Here is a 16817-nt window from a genome sequence, read left to right as displayed (position 1 = left end):
CAATAGACAAAAAAGTCGAAGCAATGAATGATGAATTTAAAAGCAAGTTTGCGGAAATGGATAAACGGATACAAGAGATGGACGACCGGTTGGAAAGCAGAATCGATCGGCTGGAAAATGAAATGAACGAACGATTTAACCGATTAGAAACAAAAATTGACAGCTTGCGCATTGAACTTATCGAAACACAAGAAACTGTCGATTTCCATTCATCTAAAATCGCCCAACATGACCGAAAAATCCGCAAACTCGCCCAGCAGCAATAACCTCTCCTGGCACAATTTCCGTATCCCTGCCGCGATGAACTTACCCCCATCACCGACAGATGGGGGTGTTTGTTTCCACAATCGGTCTAAACATACGTGCAGCATCATCCGCGTTTATTATAACCGTTGAGACGACAAACCTTTAAATCTGGATGCAGAAAAGAAACTTGCACATCTAGTTCCCCAAATACTTATTTCTTATATTATGTTATTTGTTTTTAACCACGCTTCAAACAACTTATTTCCGGCTTCATAAGATAAATCATCTGCATCAATAGTAAAAATCTTGTAACCATATTTTTCATGGTAATCATACTTATTTAATATTTTTTGAACTAATGTAGTATCTTGTTCATGATCTAAAAAAACGACCCATTTATTTTCATTCTGAATTTTATATGCGACTGCTTCTAAGTCAACATTGTTCTCATAATATCCTAAATGAAGATGCTGATTTGAATCGAATTTCACGTTTATCCACTTCCTACAATGATTATTTAATGCACCAACCAAATTTTCGATTATGCATCTCTACACTCCTTGATCATCAACCGATTGTATAATATGCTCCCCGCCAATTTGAATAACTTGCTGCTTTATATAGGAAAGTTTAACAGCTTATGGAACATAACAAAGAGAGAGCAGCGCGGCATTCCTAATCATATTCAAGGGAATAGCCGGAGAAAATTAATAAAGCAGAACTTCTTGATGATGACAAAAAAGAGAACCGCATCATGTTCGTTTTTTCAGATTGCTTCAACTCTTCTCCACTTTGTTTCTCCAAAAAACATAATGACGTCAGGCACGAATCATTTCTAATACAACCACGTCCGCTAGCTCCGTTTTTTCACGGTAACCCTGCACACTCTTTCAAGCGGCTGAATGACAGCAGACATGTCCAAATCGGCTAACCCTTGTTCCAGCGCAGAAGCAAACGCTTGTTCAGCCACTTGGCCCGTAAATTGTGTGATACCAGCCGTCTCTAACAGTTTGTTCGCCAGCCGGACATCTTTGTGCACGTATTTCACGGCTCCTCCTGGCGCAAACTGGCGGTTCAAGACAAATTGTTCCATATGTCGGCGCAGCATCCGGCTATCTCCGTAGCTCACTTTCAAAAGACGATAAAGCTGTTCTGCATCCAAGCCAAGCGCTGCACCTGTTACCATTGCTTCCGAGGCAGCAACAGAATGAACGGCAACAAGGTATTGATTCAATAGCTTCGCGATGCTCCCCGAACCGCTTGGACCCAAATATTCGACCGTTTCCCCAAGAACGCGGAGCAAAGGCAAAACGCGTTCCCATGCTGATCGTTTTCCTCCTACCATCACGGTTAACGTTCCCTGTTCTGCTCCTTCAGGTCCCCCGCTTACCGGAGCATCCAAATAGCTTATGCCCTTTTCTTCCGCTTTTGCTGACACCGCCTTGCTTGTGTCAGGTCCTACTGTCGTAAAATCGAGACAAATCGTACCCGGACCGGCATGGTTGACCACACCGTCTTCACGCAAATAAACATCCATCACATCTTCCGGCATCGATAAACAAGTGCAAATGACATCAGAACGGCTTGCCAGTTCGGCAATGGTTTCCTCCCTTACCGCTCCTAATTGCACGAGCGGCTCCGTTTTCTCAACAGAACGATTATATACCGCTACTTTGTAACCGGCATTAAGCAGCCGCCTTGCCATTCTTGCTCCCATCACACCGACACCAATAAATCCGATCTTCATTTGTTCACTCCCCCTTGACCTATTTGCTGCTTCCTTCATCACTCATCACTCAAGCACGTAAGAAGAGCGCCATGCAAAGCTGGCTTCACTCGTTGTCTTCGGTATGTACTCCAGCCCAATCGCACCTGTATAGCCGCATGACTGTAAAAAATGAAATATGCGTTCATAATGAATTTCTCCCGTCCCTGGTTCATGACGCCCCGGAACATCGGCAATTTGAACATGGCCGATCATCGGGAAATACGTTTGAAACGTTGTCATTAAGTTGCCTTGCATTCGCTGCATATGGTAAAAATCGTATTGCAGCTTCACGTTCGGCATCGCGATTTCCTTAATGATTTCGGCGGCCTCGCGGATGTCCGTCAAAAAATAACCCGGCATATCAAACGGATTAATCGGTTCAATCAGCAGCGTAAGATCGTGTTTCGCCAGCTCTTTCGCCGCATATTGGAGGTTGTCGATATACACTTCTTTTGCACGCTGCTTATCTAACTCCGGCGGAAGTACTCCGGCCATGCAATGGATATAGGAAACTTCCAGCGCCGTCGCATAACGGATTCCTTCATCTACTGACTCTTTGAACTGTCCGATTCTATCGGGAAAAATAGCCAAACCGCGGTCCCCTTTCTCCCAATTGCCCGCCGGTAAATTGATCAAAACGAGAGAAAGACGATATTTGTCAAGCTCTTCCCGGATTCGTTCGGCCGATTCCACGTACGGAAACTGACATTCAACAAGGGAAAAGCCAAACTCCTTTGCCTTTTGAAACCGTTGTAAAAACGGCACTTCCGTAAAAATAGTCGATACATTTACCGCAAACCGATACATCGATTCATCCCCCATTATGTTTCTCACAATATACTCTTTATTTTCTAGCAAAGGGCGAAAATTTCCTGCTTGCTTTAAGAGCTGTCTCAGATTGCGGCAGTAAGTACTTGAAAAGTTAAATAGCGGATCTTATCAAGTTCTTTGCTGTTTCCTTCTTTAATCTTTATAGTCCATTTCCGCTTTTACATCTGTTCATTTATGAAAACCACTTAAGCAAATCCCAAGCAAGCATTTTCCTTTTCATTTCCAGTTCCTTTTTCTAGAATATAAATGAGAGAGAACAGAGAGGATTACAGAGCATGAAAGTGTTAGAGACGTATTTGATTGCCGGATTAAGCGGGGATTGGGCTGGATTTATTTCTTGCTGGCATTAATTTTAATTACCGTTTCGTTCGGATGCGGTTACCTGTTTGCGAAAATGACTCATCTTTCATTGCCAACCGCGATTTTAAGCATGGCGCCGGGCGGGCTTGTCGAAATGGTATTGACAGCCGAATCTGTCGGCGGTGACCCGGCCATTGCCAGCTCCTTGCAATTTGTCCGATTGCTTTTTATTATTCTTGTCGTTCCTAACGTATTAAAATGGTTTTTTCACAAAGAGAAAAAGCATATACAAAACAGCTGAAAAGGCTGACCAGTTGTTAAACCGCACTTTTAGGTCAGCCTTCTTTAAGACTCCCGTTTTTATTGTATCAACTCCGAATAACCCACGATGTGATATGTGTCACATTTATGATATGAAAATGAATAATAGTGACACAAAAAAGTGCCCTTGTTATAGCTAGGACACTTCGTGAACTCCCCTTCCACATAGTGGGGGTTTTTAAGCGACTTGCATGTCTAGCCGAACGATAAACAACATACAAGAACCCCTTTAACTTAAAGCCGCTTTTCTCTTTCGTTTACTTTTCTATACAATTGAATTCCGCAAATAACTATTTGTGGACTAAGAGTAAATCATCGGGGCGTTGTAACCTCGTAAATTCATTTCTTTTTCCAGTATCTTCAGAATCACTAATGTAATATCATCTTTTTGTGGGACACCTTCTGTAAAATTTTGAATTGTTTTAATGATTTTTTCTTCGATTTTCTCAGCAGGCAAGTCACTTAATGGTTCAATTGCCCGGATTAAACGCTCCCGTTGAAATTGCTCACCGGAGGCGTTCTCTGCCTCGATGATGCCGTCTGTGTATAATAAAACAAAATCATTTATATCCAGCTGAATCATTTGTTCTTCATACGTCTGGTTTGGCAAGGCACCTAACATAATCCCTTTTGCTTTTGGCAGTTCTAAAATTTCTCCGTTCCGGCAAACAATCGGTAAATGATGTCCTGCATTGGCATATGTCAGTGTGCGTTCCTTTGGATCCCAATCGGCACATAAAACAGTAACGAATGACTTTAAAGCCCGCAAATCGCCAATCAATGCATTGTTCATTGCTGTGAGCGTTTTTCCCGGCCCGTCTGTTGCTTGGGAAGCGCTGCGAAAGGCTCCTCTCGTTAAAATCATCAGCATCGCAGCAGGAATTCCTTTTCCCATTACATCGCCAATGACGATACGGATTTTACCGTTTAACAACGGATAAAAATCATAGTAATCGCCGCCAATTAATCGTGCAGGAATCGAGGTTCCACACACTTCACCCCCATCAATAACCGGTTTTTTTCCATTTAGCAATGTCGTCTGAATATTTCGTGCTAATTTAATCTCCCTTTGCAATCCTTCTTCCAATTCTTCAACACTTTGATTATACATAAATGAAAATTCATTATTAAAATTCATCGGAAATCACCGTTCCTTGAAGAGCACGAAGAATCTCAAACAGACCAACTGTATCAAAAATCTCTGTAAAATGATTATAGTTAGCAAGTGCAAACTGATATTGATATGTTTGTGAGTGATAGATAAATTCCATAATCGCCCCAATTCCTGTTGAGTCGATGAACTCTACATTTTCTAAATCCATCACAAGCTCTTTCACATTCCCAACAGAGTTCAACTGGTCAATTAGAGATTTGGCTGTTGAAAGATCAAGAACGCCGGATAATTTTAATATCAGCTTCCGATCTTCGGCAATTTTTTTTATTTGTAAATGCATAATCATCCTCCGCATATTTAAGTCTGAAACTCTTGATTTCGTTGCCAGCTGTTTTACAGAACTTATATAAAAGGATTGTCAACCGCAGATCTCCAACGGAATTTTGGCTTGAATTTCTGTCCGACTGCTTATCATCCCTCTCATTTTTTAAACCACACTTTTGCTTAATGCTGAATCATTGGCTGATAAAGCTTTTATCAATAAAAATCAGGAAATTTTCTTGTTTCTGATCCATAAGTGTCTGACCTCACATGCATTTCATCATATATCGTTCATTGAGCCACTGTTATATTTTCCTCGATATCATGTTGTAGGGTCTGACACTTTGCTTTTGAGTCCGTGTCATCATTTAATTAAAAATCCTTTCCCTATATTTACTATAACATGATTTTTGCGCCGCTTTTATAGGATTTCCTACCTAATTCGCTTGTTTTAGGAATGATTCATTATGGTGTTGCTTTAAAACTAGTATTAAAGTCGTCCCGAATTTTGATGTCGACAAAATGATTTTTGAAGCGATTTTCAGCATGATCGTAAATCCTTGCCCTAATGACTTTTTTGTCGAGTAGCCTTCCACAAAAACAGCATTTGGTAAATCCTTTAAATTAATTCCCGGTCCTTTATCTTCGACAATCGCTATTACTTCTTTATTGTTATTGTCATACAATAAGATGAGCTTTCCTTTTTCTGCATGCTTAATTGAATTTGTGATCGCCTCTGAAATAACAAGAAGCCAGCTAGTAATAGTTGAAGCCGGGAAATTCATAGACTCTAAAATACTTTTTACTTTATTTCGACATTGAGGAATATGGACCCGCTCTTCTATGTCATACTCTAATAAGATGGAATTTTGTTTATATCGTTCCACTTCATTCGGCAATATTAATTTTACTTTCTGTTTACTTGCGGCATAAATCACATCACGGTAAATTTCCCACTCCCTCTTTTGCATTTCTTTTAAATGATCAAGCATTTCATCTGAAACTTGCGCATGTATTTCTGTTTGCTGGCTTTGAAACGTGGCAAATGCCTTTATTGCCGCATTGTGCAGATCTATATCCAAGTTCAATGTTTTCAAGTTCTCATTAATATTTTGATTATTCTCAAACCAAAGCAGAATTTTCTCGCTAATAAAATTCAAGAAATGTTTTATATCATGGCTGTTCTTTTCATCAAAGCTCTCTTTCGTTAACGAATAGTAAAAAACATGTGTCGCTTTCTCTTCATTAAAATGCAAATATATAGCCGTTTTCCAAGCTAAATATCCTCTGATAAACATTTTCTTTAATGTTTTATACGTACAATTGCCAGGGAAAGGCGAAAAAATAAACGGAGCCGTTTGTTTATGATTCGATATAAATTTTGTAAGAAAATTTTTCATATATGTTCCATCCTTACCTAGTTCTTCACCTTAAAACCATTGGTTACTAATAAAGAAACCGAATGAATACAACAATCGTTTTAAAAATTAATAACACATAACATAAGAGCTGTTTTTTACGAAAGCCGCATAGACATTTTATAAAAAACGTTTATGAATGGATTACGTCATTCATAGGGTATATTATTGTTATAAAATAATAGGTAAAAAGAACTATAAAAATGAAGTGGAGAGGCTGACCCGTAATGTCCGACCTCACGTACACCTCACAATATATAGTTCGTTTATCCAATTTGATGTTCTATATATTGTGTTGCGGGATCTGACACTTTGCTTTTGGGTCAGCCTCCATAAACCTAAAGTTTAAATCTTTCCAGCGACTTTAATAGAGTTTCCGAAATATCGGTTAGCTGTTCTGATTGACGATGTAAAGATTGCATTAAATCGGAAAGCGTAATCGTCATTTCCGTTGTTGAAGAAGTGCGGACGTGAGCAATTTTTCTAACCATCTCCAGCTTTTCAAACAGTTCCTCTTTATTACTTAACGAGCTGTTGGATATTTCTTTTTCCACAGCGTCAAGTATAGCTAAAGCCTCTTCTAATAGTTCTCTTGACTCGATTGTTTTTTCCGTTGACATACTATACATTTGCTCGACGGATTTGGAAGCCTCTTCTTCTAACATATACGCTAATCGCTGCGTTTTTACCGCGAGTTGATTTGCGTTGCCAATTGTTTTATGAAGTGTATCTACCATTCGGTTAGCGCTTTCTGACAATATTTGCAATTCTGTATTGTCATGAACATCACTTTTCGCTGTTAAATCGCCATCTTCCAATGAGTGAATTTGCTTTTTAATTTTTTGAATATTTTCGTAAATTTTATTAAAAAAGCCGGCTGTGAAGAAGAATAACGCCATTAACGACACTAATCCAGAAATAATTAAAATAATGGAATGACGGATCATCGGGCCGGTGATTGCATTATAATCTAAAGCTAAGTAAATAACTTGACCATTTTTCATTGGTGCAAAAACTTTTATATATTTTTTACCGTTAATTTTTTCTACTTTTCGAACCTTTTCTTGATTCTTTATAAATTTTTTAATTAAGCCAATATCGGCATCTGAACGATATTGAAATGTTCCATAAACCACTTTCTTTCTAGGCGGATAGAGCTGATTCTCCAGATTTGGATGAACAAATACTTCAGGATCTAAAATGGCAATTTCCTTTACGTCTTTATTTTCTTCCAACATTTTGTTGATCCAAGATTGCGGACCTACTTTTTCCGTAAACTTGTCAACTTCATTGGCTTCAACAAATGGATCAATAATAAAATCTGCTCCCGGCGGATGGTAATAAGCGTATTTAAAAAATCGTTTTTCTTCATTGTGTGCTCCTGACTGAACAATCGGTGTCGAATAAAAATTATTCTTTTCTACAGCAGACAGTTCTGTAGAAAATTGATCATGAAAAAGAAGTTGTAACCCCTTGTATAGTTCTTCAAATGATTTTGCACTCATTCCCAAATCTTTTTTATCTGTGGAGAGTACAGCAACAAAATCATCATCTTTTTTTGTAAAAATAGTGATTCCTGCTAACTCCAATTCCTCTTTTAATGATTCTAAAGTCTTAATATCGATATCATTAACAGAAGCAGTATTCAACAAATTACTGATATATTTTGATACGTGGTACATTTTTAAATCTATTTGTTTCTCGATTTCTTTTGAAGCTAATTCCGTTTCATTAATTCCTTGTTTAATGCCTTCCTCAATAATACTTGTTTTGTTTTCAATTTCATAATTTAATTGATTGCGAATAAAATATAATTGAATAACGCTTGAAAATACGGAAATCATTAAAATGATAAAGGCAATTTTGTTAAAAAAACTCCTTCTTAATGAATAACGTTTATTCATTTTTAAGACCATCCTTGTTTGTTCATTTCAAGTTGCTGCATGGCGATTTTTCGTAATGTAATTTTATCGACCTTTCCTTGTATAATAGGAAATTCTTCAATAAATAATATTTCATCTGGAACTTTAAAGCGCGCCAATTTATCTGTTAGATAATTATAAATATCTTGTTTATTTAAAGACGGGTCTCCCTGCACAAAAGCGATCACTTGCTCCCCGTAAACTTGATGCGGAATGCCAACAACAACTGCTTTCATTACTTGTGGATGGCTAGCAATCACTTTCTCGACTTCACCAGGAATAATTTGTTGTCCGCCTTTTTTAATCATATCTTTTTTCCGGCCGACAAGTTCCAGTTTTTTGTCTTCGTTGATTCTTCCTAAATCACCTGATAAAAACCAGCCTTCATTATATACCTCTTTCGTTAAATCAGGTCTTTTATAGTAACCTCCAAATTGAAAATCCGGCTTAAAAACGATTTCACCAATCCCTTCATCATTTGGATCTTTTAACTTATACTCAACTCCTGGTATTGTATTCCATTCAATTCCCTCACGGACATCAAGCGGAGAATATAATAATCCGCCTGCTTCTGACATTCCAAATATCGTAATTATTTTACAATTTAAATCTTGAGTCTCTTTGATAAAGTCGTCCGTGACTGGCTCACCTACTAACATCACTAAAGCCAGATGTTCAAAAATGGAGGCATCGGCATTTTTGGCAAATAGGTAAATGGCTCTAAATAATGAAGGACTGGTGAATATTTTATTAACTTTATGATTCTTCATCAGTCTTAAAACATCCGGGATACTATATGATTCTGTGGCAAGTACATGAATATTCTGATTCATTAACCCCACTATAGAACAAAAACCCGCAACACTCGTCATTGGAGGCATTATTAAAACATGGTCCTCTTTATGGAATTTCATACCTGTATCGATAGAGTTAAACGCTTTTTCAAGATGCTCCAAATGTACAACAATACCTTTCGGAACACCTGTACTTCCCGATGTACAAACAATCAGTGTCATTGGTTCTTCTTCCAATGGAATGGTTTCCCCCGTAAACGAATGTAAACTCCAGTTTGTGCAGTCTGATGATAAAAACAAGGAAACTTGTTTATTTTCCGCCCACTTCAGCAATATAGATTTAAACGAGAATTGATTCACTTCATCGACCGAAAAGATGATATGCGGCTGAATTAAATCTAATAAACTTGTTAAATCTTCAGAGCGCAGCATCGGGCTGATAGGAACAAAGATACCGCCGCGTTTGTTTACGGCAAAACTAATGGATAAGAAGGCAGAAAATTTAGGAACGATCATCGCAACGCGTTTGCCTTTTATATCTCCCAATTGCTTTAATAAAGCTTCATATTTATTGATTTCTGCCAACAAATCCTTATAAGAATAATCTCCCGATTGTGAAGAGACAATCACTTTATTTTCATCTTCCACCTGATCGAATACCCAGTTAAATAACGTTTTAGACATTTGCCTTAACCCCTTTCAATGCTCTGTAAAGGCTTCCTACTGTCTGAAGTACTTCAGCATCTTGTACAACAGCAAAGTCAAAAGGAATACGGTTGTTTAACTCAATGAGTAAATTCACCATATGAAGCGAATCAATATTTAAATCGTCACGAAAGGAAGCATCCTCATGAATCATTTCAAGCGGCACCTTTCCCACTTTTGCAATAAATTCCTTAAATTCCTCCAATGTCATCTTGATCCCCCTCTTTAAACCACTTGGAAGCGATCATACGGATTTCTCCCAACTTAAAGTTGCAGCAATGCCCTTCTTCTTCATATTCAATCCAGCGCTTTCCGTTTGGCAGCTGATTATATAAAAATCTCATGTTTTCATCTGATACTAAGACATCTTGTTTTCCATGAACAAGCATGACTGGAGCTGCTACGTTCACTTCTTTTATATTCGGAATAAAATTCGAACCAGCTGTAACGGCTTTAAAACGATTGACAAAATAAGGCGGAAGTGGTTTATTCTCATCAGCAAACGCCGGTGAAACTGAAACCGCTTTCTTAATTGAACTTTCCTGGCTTACATAAACGGTCCATGCCGCCCCTGAGCTCGTTCCGAATACAAAAACTGGAAGGTCAGCAAATTGGGTTTTCGCTAAGTTCATTAAAGCAGCAACATACATTTCCCAGTTCGCCCGGGAAGCAAACTGTCCTTCAAACAACAATGTCTCCCCTTGTCCTGGACCGTCAAAGTTCAAAACAACAAAGCCTTGCGAAACGAAATCATGCTCATACGAATATAATTCTTCTTTCGCTGAGTCGATCGGGTTCAACATGATTACAACTCCCAAAGGAGTGGCGATAGGAAAAAGAATTCTTCCCCGACAATACGAATCCCCAAGCAATAACTTTTCATATTGGATCCGATAGTCGGCTAAACGATCCGCTTTTTGCAGCAATTGGACACTTTTTTGCAAGTAATCTTTTTTGCGTGGATCGGCAACACTATAAATCCATTGTGCCAGCTGATAATATAATGCAGCCGTTTTATACGCCTCTATCGCTTTTGGAAACTGACCGTTCTTTTCCAATAAATCAGCTTCCCGCTGCTTATTTTCGGCTTGTTCAGTCCAACCGCTTGTCCATCCATCGATACTAACAAATCGGGAGCGTATTTGCTGAAGATCTTCTTTTCTGACGCCATGAGCAATCCAGCGATCCCAAAATCCATCAAATAACAAAGCTGTCATAAGAGCTTCTTTGATTGTCTTATTTTCAACAGTTGAATTCATGCTCACTTGCTCCCTTTCTTTTCTTTCAGCTGCATAAAATACAAGTCCTTGTTATTTTTATTTGTCCATTTCCTCATCATTCAAAGTAAAGGCTCTTTATAGATAACAATTAAAGAATCCCTAATGGCGGCATAATGGTGATTTCATCAATCGATGCTTCCTTCGGTTGTGCCGCTAAATAGACAATATGCTGTGCCAAAACCTCGACTGGAATCATTTTTGAGACATCCGGTGTTTGTTCCATTCCATCCCAAAACGTACTGCGAACGGCGCCTGGCAATAAGGCTGTTACTTGAATCCCTTCTGTTCTTAATTCAGCTTGCAATACTTTCGTTAGTCCAAGCACACCAAACTTTGAAGCAGAATAGCCCGCACATCCCGGAATCGCTTCCTTACCGGCAATGGAAACGATATTGATCATTTGCCCGCTTTGTTTCGTTAGCATTTTCTTTGCAAAATATTTGCAGCAATAAAACGTTCCTTTTAAATTCACATCAATCATTTCATTAAAATCTTTAGATTCAAGATCTAAAGCGTTCGAAAAGGTTCCAACTCCCGCGGCATTAATTAAAATATCGGGAACACCGGCAGCCTCTACCGTTTCCTCAACAAAACGAATCACATCCTCTTCATTGGCAACGTCGACGTTCATCGCATAAACACGTTCACCAATTAATGGCGGATGTTGCTTTATCGAACGACTACCAAGAATAATTGTTGCTCCTAACTCATGAAACAGCTTTGCACTTGCTAAACCAATTCCTCTGCTTCCGCCAGTAATGACAATTACTTTTTCTTTCAAAGTATCAAGACGAAACATAGGTCACCTCTTAACGATTTGGTCCGTAATATTCAAAATAATTTTTTTGTGTTTCCCATAGACCGATTTTATAAAGATTTGGAATCTTATCCTGCAACAACTTCCAAATGACGATAACTAAATTTTCCGATGTCGGATTTAAATGTTTAAATTCTTCCGTATCTAAATTTAAATGTTTATGATCAAATTTCTGGAGCACTTCTCGTTCTACATGTTGATCTAGTTCAGAAAGGTTGACAATCATCCCTGTTACAGGATCTGGTTCACCGAAAACGGTAACCTCTAAGTAGTAGTTATGACCGTGACCGTGCACATTGTTGCACTTGCCAAAAAGGCGAAGATTTTCTTCCTCACTGAGCTGTTCACTATGTAAGCGGTGTGCGGAGCTAAAATGATACTTTCTCGTTAATGTAACCATATTGTCCCTTCCTTTCTCGGCATAAAGGAAATCATTTTCATGCAATGTTAATTTATGAAGCCGACACCCTTGAAAACGCTCTTCGAGGCGATTCCACATATACGATACAATCCCCTCTGTCGTAGGCATGTACTTTTGGAAGTGTGGATGCTCCAGATTGAGGAACTTTCCATCAAACTCTTCCTGTATAAAGGATTTTACGACCTTATCGACATCGTTAATATTTACAACGATCCCTGAATCTTGCTGAAAAGCGCCAGTTACCATCACATCAAGCACATAATCATGACCGTGGCCATGTATAGAACTGCATGGACCAAATACTTTTTTGTTTTGTTCTTCACTCCAGCTTGACACTCGGTAGTAATGCGCGGCAGAAAAAAATATTTTTCTTAATAAATACATGATTCATACACCACCTTACAGCGCTCGGTAAATCGCTCGTTCAAACTCCTGTACTAACAAGTCCTTCTCTGCAAAAACACCTTTTTTCACAGAAGTAATCGTTTTCGCACCGGGCTTCTTAACCCCTCTTGCACACATACATAAATGGGTTCCCTCAATATTAACGATGACCCCTTTTGGATTTAAAACGTCCATGATGGCATCGGCAATTTCTTGCGTCATTCTTTCCTGTACTTGAGGTTTCTTGGAAACAAGCTCAACCAATCTCGCAAATTTACTTAATCCAACGACACGACCGCTCGGAATATAGCCAATATGGGCTTTTCCGTAAAACGGAATTAAGTGATGTTCACAAAATGTATAATAGGAAATATCTTTTACTGTTACGATTCCTTCATAAGCTTCTTCAAAGGTTGTCGTTAAGGCTGTTTTCGGATCCACTCCTATTCCAGCGAATACCTCTCTGTACATTTTTGCGACTCGTTTTGGTGTATCTTTTAACCCTTCTCTTTCAGGGTCTTCACCAATTTGTTCTAACAAAGTGCGAATCGTTTCTTCCATTGCATCTAATCGGATATCTTGTGCCATATCTTCCACCTCAACTAAAGATTAACAATCGCAGATTCATTCAAAATAAATAAAAAGCCCCCATTTTTGTAAAATGAGGACTTGAAAGAATAATAGCTCCACTTCATTCAGATTGATTTGTCGACATATGGCATATATAAAACGTCCCAACAGCTCTTTTGTCTAACTTAAACGCTTACTTATACCAAATTTTTCCCAACCTGAACTCTGAATTTATATAAGCTAATATTCTTTCGGCAACCCGGCTGCCATAGAGAAACTCTCCTTAGGCCCGTGGCTTTGCGTCCTCATCTTTCGAATGAGTTTGCCTTTATCGAGAATATTTAAAACAACTTTTATTTGTTTGTTTATTCAGATGTTATAGAAGTCGTCGAATTTTGTCAAATTAGATTGATGTTGCAATAAATACATTTCAAGTTATTTTGCTCACTTTTTGATAACAAAATAGGACATTTCGCAGTCAGTATCCATGTTTTTTCTCACCTAATCATTTATTTCTTTCTAATCTCTTTCTACAATTTGAAAATTGAAGTCGTTCCGATGATTCTTGTATTAATCAAATATAAAAGATAACACCTGTGGACAAAAATGCACTGCTTCGATTATTTAATAAATGAGTCCCCTCATTTCAATGAATGACTATGTTCATGCTCGCCACTGCAATAACAGCGAAGAATGATGGCACGAGCAAAAAGACCTTCTTCAGCAAAAATCATGTAATTAGCTAAAAGTCGACGAATAGGAAACAAATTTTACATTTTTCAAAAAAACTTTCTTAACATCATGCATCGTTGCGTACTAAATTTTTCAACATTTCGACAATTGTTTTCAAATTTTTTTAACAAAAATCAAAAATGATGGTAAAATAGTCATACCTACATTTGCATAATCTGCAAAATTTTAATCTGTTCGTCTACAGCTAAAACATAGTTTTGGCTAGAGTGGGGTTGTATGTAATGAAGCACTCAATCCATACGGACTACCATTTTTTCATGCCTGCGATGCAGTTTGTTTTAGATTGTGAAGGTATTATCATAGATGTGAATGACTTTACTTTAGATTGTCTCGGCTATGAACGTGAGGAATTAATCGGTTTTTCGATTCTTAAGATTGTGCATGAAGAAGATCAAGATGATGTGCATAAACAGTTGCAATATCTTTCACAAACCAAACCGAATGACGTGCATACACTAGAGCTTCGCAAAGTAGCGAAAAATGGACTTTCACTGTTTATGAAAGACTTTGTCCGCGTTATGCAAACAGGAGAAGGAAAAAGCGTCCTTCTTATTACTTGTTATAACATTACCAAGCATAAGAGGGCTGAGCAAATGTTAGCTGCGCAGAAGAAAATTCTTGAAAAAATCACTCAAGGCATCCCCGTAGCGATCATCTTGCATGAACTTGCACGCACCGTTGAAACGATTGATCCAGATGCCATTTGTTCGATTTTATTATTGGATGAAGATGGGAAACGCCTTTATCATAAAACGGCGCCAAGTTTGCCGAAAGAATATATCGATGCAATGAACGGTTTTTACATTGGGCCAAATGCCGGCTCATGCGGAACAGCCGCTTTTTACCAAGAGACGGTGATTGTTTCTAATATTGAAACCGATCCGCGCTGGCACGATTTTAAACATCTTGCGTTGCCGCACGGGTTGCGCGCCTGTTGGGCGGTACCGATTTTTTCGTCGACAAAACAAGTGCTCGGTACTTTGGCGATTTATCATCGCCAAGTACGCGAACCGACAGAAGAAGATTTGGAAGTCATTCGCACCTTCTCTCTTTTAGCAGGACTTGCGCTTGAACAAGCACAAATGAAAAATGAATTGCTTGAAAGTAAACAACGCTATCAATCATTGTTTGAACATAACCAAGATGCTGTTTTTTCATTGCGGTTAGACGGCTCTGTTTCTTCCGTCAACCAAGCAGCTGTCAACATTTCCGGGTACAGCCGAGACGAGTTATTAACCATGAATTTTCAGCCGTTAGTCGTTCCGGAAGATTTAGATAAATCGATCGAATTGTTTGAGAAGGCAGCAAAAGGTGATTCACAAAATTACGACATCCGCATTCGCACAAAAAATAACGATTTGTTATATTTGACTGTCACTTCTGTTCCAATTGTTGTGAATAATCAAATCACCGGCGTTTTCAGCATTGCCAAAAACATTACAGAGCGTGTCGAACATGGTGAACGTATCCGGGAAATGGCCTATTTTGATGCGTTAACCGGATTGCCAAACCGCCGAATGTTTCAAGAACATATTTTTAAAGCCATTTCAGAAGCGAAACGAACATCAAGCATGTTCGCTTTATTGTATATGGATTTAGATCGCTTCAAACATGTGAATGATTCGCTTGGACACACAGTCGGGGACATCGTACTTCAGCAAGTAGCGGCCATTTTACAAGAAGAAATGCAACACAAAGGAATCGTTTCAAGAATGGGGGGAGATGAGTTTGCGATTCTTTTGGCACCGATTCAGACAAAGGAGGAAGCCATCGATACTGCCAATCGGATTTTACGTGTATTTGAGGAACCGATTCAAATTAACGACATTGATTTATTAATTACTCCAAGCATTGGAATCGCTTTTTATCCAGATGACGGAGTCGATGCAGAAACATTGCTGAAGCACGCAGATGTAGCAATGTATGAAGCAAAACGAAACGGGAAAAACGGCTACTACGTCCATTCCAATGAAGTAGCCCGTCCAACCGTTGAACATATCGTTTTACTGAGCGATTTGCGCAAAGCGATTAAAAACGATGAACTTACGATTGTTTTTCAACCGATTATCAATGTATTAACAAAGAAGATTGTTGCGATGGAAGCGCTCGTCCGCTGGTATCATCCTGAACAAGGCATTATCCCGCCAAATCTGTTCATTCCGCTTGCTGAAGAAAGCGGTTTGATCGTTCCAATTGGCGAGTCCATTGTGCGAAAAGCACTAAAGCAGCAGCAAGCGTGGGTTGAGGAAGGATTGGAGCCGATTCGCATCGCTGTCAACGTCTCCGTCAAAGAGTTGCAAGATCAATATTTTACAAGAAGAATTGAGGCGGCATTACAAGACATAAAAGCAGCTCCAGAATGGTTGGAGCTTGAGATTACCGAAAATATGATGATTTATAACGAAGCAACTATTTTAAATAATTTGCGCCGCATCAAAGAACTAGGTGTTCGGCTGTCCATCGATGATTTTGGCACCGGATATTCGTCACTTGGCTATTTAAAACGGTTGGATGTCGATACATTAAAAATTGACCAATCGTTTATCCGCGATTGTCCGCATTCTCACGATGGCCGGGCCATTACCGAGACGATTATTGCGCTGGCGCATCATCTTCATATGAACGTCATCGCTGAAGGTGTTGAAAATCATGAACAGCTGCAATATTTAGCTGATAAAGGCTGCCATGAAGCGCAAGGCTACTTCATCAGCCCGCCGTTAGAAAGCAAGCAAGCAAAGCTTTTGTTACAAAAGGGGATCAACTAGAATCGTATTGTAAAAGAAGGCTGTCTCAAAAGAAAGACTAGCGCACGAATGATTCGCCTGTGTTAAGTTTGATTATCGAAACATTAC

General features: G+C 38.8%; 16 protein-coding genes and 1 riboswitch. Of the genes, 3 read left to right on the top strand and 13 right to left on the bottom strand.

The window, feature by feature from the left end:
• Window positions 1-266, top strand: a 266-nt coding sequence (locus tag B0I26_RS02420) for a hypothetical protein (protein WP_111643878.1), incomplete at its 5' end; no start/stop codon positions are given.
• Window positions 267-464: 198 nt separating this feature from the next.
• Here B0I26_RS02420 and B0I26_RS02415 read toward each other — a convergent pair.
• The 3 genes from B0I26_RS02415 to hyi form a co-directional block, all read right to left on the bottom strand.
• Entirely contained in the window at window positions 465-737 is a 273-nt protein-coding gene (locus B0I26_RS02415; RefSeq protein ID WP_111643877.1) for a DUF3986 family protein, read from the bottom strand.
• A gap of 362 nt (window positions 738-1099) precedes the next feature.
• The gene (locus B0I26_RS02410) at window positions 1100-2032 is read right to left on the bottom strand and encodes an NAD(P)-dependent oxidoreductase (RefSeq protein ID WP_111643876.1); all 933 of its coding nucleotides are present in this window, start codon (window positions 2030-2032) and stop codon (window positions 1100-1102) included.
• Between the two features lie 6 nt (window positions 2033-2038).
• A complete protein-coding gene (gene hyi / locus B0I26_RS02405) occupies window positions 2039-2821 on the bottom strand; it encodes a hydroxypyruvate isomerase (protein ID WP_111643875.1) in 783 nt (260 codons plus the stop codon).
• Window positions 2822-3182: 361 nt separating this feature from the next.
• Between hyi and B0I26_RS02400 the strand changes: the two genes are divergently transcribed.
• Window positions 3183-3446 carry an AbrB family transcriptional regulator gene (locus tag B0I26_RS02400; protein WP_245934691.1) on the top strand — a complete coding sequence of 88 codons (264 nt, stop codon included), beginning with the start codon at window positions 3183-3185 and terminating at the stop codon, window positions 3444-3446.
• Between the two features lie 321 nt (window positions 3447-3767).
• Here B0I26_RS02400 and B0I26_RS02395 read toward each other — a convergent pair whose 3' ends face one another.
• From B0I26_RS02395 to folE, 10 genes are all read right to left on the bottom strand, one after another.
• Window positions 3768-4604 carry a PP2C family protein-serine/threonine phosphatase gene (locus B0I26_RS02395; protein WP_111643873.1) on the bottom strand — a complete coding sequence of 279 codons (837 nt, stop codon included), beginning with the start codon at window positions 4602-4604 and terminating at the stop codon, window positions 3768-3770.
• Complete coding sequence (locus B0I26_RS02390; protein WP_181502668.1) at window positions 4594-4920, bottom strand: STAS domain-containing protein; 327 nt, start codon at window positions 4918-4920, stop codon at window positions 4594-4596. The genes B0I26_RS02395 and B0I26_RS02390 overlap by 11 nt, the downstream gene beginning before the upstream one ends.
• Window positions 4921-5338: 418 nt before the next feature.
• A complete protein-coding gene (locus B0I26_RS02385) occupies window positions 5339-6301 on the bottom strand; it encodes an ATP-binding protein (protein WP_111643871.1) in 963 nt (320 codons plus the stop codon).
• A 356-nt stretch (window positions 6302-6657) separates the two neighbouring features.
• Window positions 6658-8223, bottom strand: coding sequence for a methyl-accepting chemotaxis protein (locus B0I26_RS02380; RefSeq protein ID WP_111643870.1), 1566 nt, complete (start codon window positions 8221-8223; stop codon window positions 6658-6660).
• A 2-nt stretch (window positions 8224-8225) separates the two neighbouring features.
• Window positions 8226-9719: a class I adenylate-forming enzyme family protein gene (locus B0I26_RS02375; RefSeq protein ID WP_111643869.1), complete on the bottom strand. Its 1494-nt coding sequence runs from the start codon at window positions 9717-9719 to the stop codon at window positions 8226-8228.
• Window positions 9712-9951 (bottom strand): acyl carrier protein, encoded by a 240-nt coding sequence (locus B0I26_RS02370; protein WP_111643868.1) that lies wholly within the window; start codon window positions 9949-9951, stop codon window positions 9712-9714. The genes B0I26_RS02375 and B0I26_RS02370 overlap by 8 nt, the downstream gene beginning before the upstream one ends.
• Window positions 9932-10999 carry an alpha/beta hydrolase gene (locus B0I26_RS02365; RefSeq protein ID WP_111643867.1) on the bottom strand — a complete coding sequence of 356 codons (1068 nt, stop codon included), beginning with the start codon at window positions 10997-10999 and terminating at the stop codon, window positions 9932-9934. The genes B0I26_RS02370 and B0I26_RS02365 overlap by 20 nt, the downstream gene beginning before the upstream one ends.
• 109 nt (window positions 11000-11108) lie before the next feature.
• Window positions 11109-11819 carry an SDR family oxidoreductase gene (locus tag B0I26_RS02360; protein WP_111643866.1) on the bottom strand — a complete coding sequence of 237 codons (711 nt, stop codon included), beginning with the start codon at window positions 11817-11819 and terminating at the stop codon, window positions 11109-11111.
• Between the two features lie 10 nt (window positions 11820-11829).
• Window positions 11830-12642 carry a 6-carboxytetrahydropterin synthase gene (locus B0I26_RS02355; RefSeq protein ID WP_245934690.1) on the bottom strand — a complete coding sequence of 271 codons (813 nt, stop codon included), beginning with the start codon at window positions 12640-12642 and terminating at the stop codon, window positions 11830-11832.
• Between the two features lie 15 nt (window positions 12643-12657).
• Entirely contained in the window at window positions 12658-13230 is a 573-nt protein-coding gene (gene folE, locus B0I26_RS02350) for a GTP cyclohydrolase I FolE (protein WP_111643864.1), read from the bottom strand.
• 232 nt (window positions 13231-13462) lie between these two features.
• A riboswitch (cyclic di-GMP riboswitch) is annotated at window positions 13463-13549 on the bottom strand.
• Window positions 13550-14186: 637 nt separating this feature from the next.
• Between folE and B0I26_RS02345 the strand changes: the two genes are divergently transcribed.
• Window positions 14187-16730 carry an EAL domain-containing protein gene (locus B0I26_RS02345; protein ID WP_111643863.1) on the top strand — a complete coding sequence of 848 codons (2544 nt, stop codon included), beginning with the start codon at window positions 14187-14189 and terminating at the stop codon, window positions 16728-16730.
• The last annotated feature ends 87 nt before the right edge of the window (window positions 16731-16817 follow it).

The organism is Paranoxybacillus vitaminiphilus, from assembly GCF_003259935.1.
Taxonomy (GTDB): Bacteria; Bacillota; Bacilli; order Bacillales; family Anoxybacillaceae; genus Paranoxybacillus; species Paranoxybacillus vitaminiphilus.
This window is presented reverse-complemented; position numbering and strand designations above follow the sequence as displayed.

Excerpts from the sequence above, each read along its gene's own strand:
- B0I26_RS02410 (WP_111643876.1), bottom strand. The coding sequence starts at position 2,032 with ATGAAGGAAGCAGCAAATAGGTCAAGGGGGAGTGAACAAATGAAGATC.
- hyi (WP_111643875.1), bottom strand. The coding sequence starts at position 2,821 with ATGTATCGGTTTGCGGTAAATGTATCGACTATTTTTACGGAAGTGCCG.
- B0I26_RS02395 (WP_111643873.1), bottom strand. The coding sequence starts at position 4,604 with ATGAATTTTAATAATGAATTTTCATTTATGTATAATCAAAGTGTTGAA.
- B0I26_RS02390 (WP_181502668.1), bottom strand. The coding sequence starts at position 4,920 with ATGCATTTACAAATAAAAAAAATTGCCGAAGATCGGAAGCTGATATTA.
- B0I26_RS02385 (WP_111643871.1), bottom strand. The coding sequence starts at position 6,301 with ATGAAAAATTTTCTTACAAAATTTATATCGAATCATAAACAAACGGCT.
- B0I26_RS02380 (WP_111643870.1), bottom strand. The coding sequence starts at position 8,223 with ATGAATAAACGTTATTCATTAAGAAGGAGTTTTTTTAACAAAATTGCC.
- B0I26_RS02375 (WP_111643869.1), bottom strand. The coding sequence starts at position 9,719 with ATGTCTAAAACGTTATTTAACTGGGTATTCGATCAGGTGGAAGATGAA.
- B0I26_RS02370 (WP_111643868.1), bottom strand. The coding sequence starts at position 9,951 with ATGACATTGGAGGAATTTAAGGAATTTATTGCAAAAGTGGGAAAGGTG.
- B0I26_RS02365 (WP_111643867.1), bottom strand. The coding sequence starts at position 10,999 with ATGAATTCAACTGTTGAAAATAAGACAATCAAAGAAGCTCTTATGACA.
- B0I26_RS02360 (WP_111643866.1), bottom strand. The coding sequence starts at position 11,819 with ATGTTTCGTCTTGATACTTTGAAAGAAAAAGTAATTGTCATTACTGGC.
- B0I26_RS02355 (WP_245934690.1), bottom strand. The coding sequence starts at position 12,642 with ATGTATTTATTAAGAAAAATATTTTTTTCTGCCGCGCATTACTACCGA.
- folE (WP_111643864.1), bottom strand. The coding sequence starts at position 13,230 with ATGGCACAAGATATCCGATTAGATGCAATGGAAGAAACGATTCGCACT.
- B0I26_RS02345 (WP_111643863.1), top strand. The coding sequence starts at position 14,187 with ATGAAGCACTCAATCCATACGGACTACCATTTTTTCATGCCTGCGATG.